The sequence below is a fragment of the Dellaglioa sp. CoH-57-MRSF-20 genome (assembly GCF_056781955.1).
Genome location: NZ_JBXAXV010000343.1, coordinates 1 through 233, shown reverse-complemented (window position 1 = coordinate 233; position 233 = coordinate 1). Strand labels below are relative to the sequence as shown.

Here is a 233-nt window from a genome sequence, read left to right as displayed (position 1 = left end):
CGCTCGGCGACGACCCACCCCTCGACCCCGCCGAGAAGGAGGAAGACGGCCCACCCCGCGGCCACTACAGGGACGGCCGCGAGCAGGAAGCGCAGGACTCCGCGGAACGCCGCACCGAGACCGAGCGGACCGATCTTCCGCCGCAGGAGGGTGATCGCGAGTGCGAACTGCAGGATGTTCGCCACGGACTGTCCGAGGGCGATCGCGAAGGCGAGCCAGGTCAGGGGCAGGAT

The 233-nt window shown here is 70.8% G+C and carries 1 protein-coding gene; it reads right to left on the bottom strand.

What is annotated here, in order from left to right:
- Positions 1-233: hypothetical protein (locus AC1RPN_RS09240; RefSeq protein ID WP_481763887.1), on the bottom strand; the 233-nt coding region annotated here is incomplete at both ends.